We start from the raw sequence: 817 nt of genomic DNA, 5'->3' as shown, positions 1-817 counted from the left end.
GCGCCAGGGTGGTCTTGCCGAGGCCGGGAGGCCCCACGAACAGGACGTGGTCGAGGGCCGAGCCGGTCTTCTTCGCGGACTCGATGAAGATCTGCATGTTCGCGCGCGCCGCGCGCTGCCCGATGAATTCGGGAAGGCTGAGCGGACGGATCGACTGCTCCACGTCGTCCGGCCGCCGCTCCGGCGTCAGGAGCGATTCCGGCAGCGGATGAAGGGTGGGCGATTTCGGCGATCTGGGGAGCTTGCTCACACGGGCTCTCGGTCGGGGCCCGGCACAGGGCCTGCTCCGGTGGATGGGCGTTTCGCCCGATGTCGCACAACGCCGCCCGGCGCGCTACACTGCGCCATCGGCGGCACGCGACCGCCGCAGGGGGTTCGCGATGAGTGACACCTCACAGCAATTCGAGATGATGGCCCTCGACGATTTCGAGGAGCTGCTGGCCGACAAGCCGCGTAACGAGCGCTGGGAGCTGATCGGCGGCCGCGTCGTGCGGATGATGGTCGGAGCCCGCTGGGAGCATGGGCGCATCGTCCAAAACATCGCGACCGGACTTGAGAATGGATTTCGCGCCCGAGGATCTTCCTGTCAGACGTTCACCGAGACGTTCTACATGAAGAGCAAACCGCTCGATGCGGCGATGTTGCCGGATGTCCTCGTCGTCTGCGGCGACCTCGAACCGGGAACGACCTCGGTGGACAACCCAACCATCCTGTTCGAAGTACTGTCTCCGGGGACGGAAGCCCGAGACCGCTTCGAGAAGTGGCACGTCTATCAGCAGCTCGGATCCCTTCAGCACTACGTGCTGGTGGCGCGCGA

At 65.7% G+C, this 817-nt stretch carries 1 protein-coding gene and 1 pseudogene; one reads left to right on the top strand and one right to left on the bottom strand.

Annotation, left to right across the window (positions count from 1 at the left end):
• A pseudogene (locus MBTS_RS21910) lies at nt 1-250 on the bottom strand (Holliday junction branch migration DNA helicase RuvB); the annotation flags it as partial.
• A gap of 43 nt (nt 251-293) precedes the next feature.
• On the opposite strand from MBTS_RS21910, the gene MBTS_RS21905 reads away from it, so the two are divergent.
• Nucleotides 294-817: Uma2 family endonuclease (locus tag MBTS_RS21905; RefSeq protein WP_342357245.1), on the top strand; the 524-nt coding region annotated here is incomplete at its 3' end.

It is taken from the genome of Methylobacterium bullatum (assembly GCF_014845095.1).
GTDB classification, from domain to species: Bacteria; Pseudomonadota; Alphaproteobacteria; order Rhizobiales; family Beijerinckiaceae; genus Methylobacterium; species Methylobacterium bullatum.
This window is presented reverse-complemented; position numbering and strand designations above follow the sequence as displayed.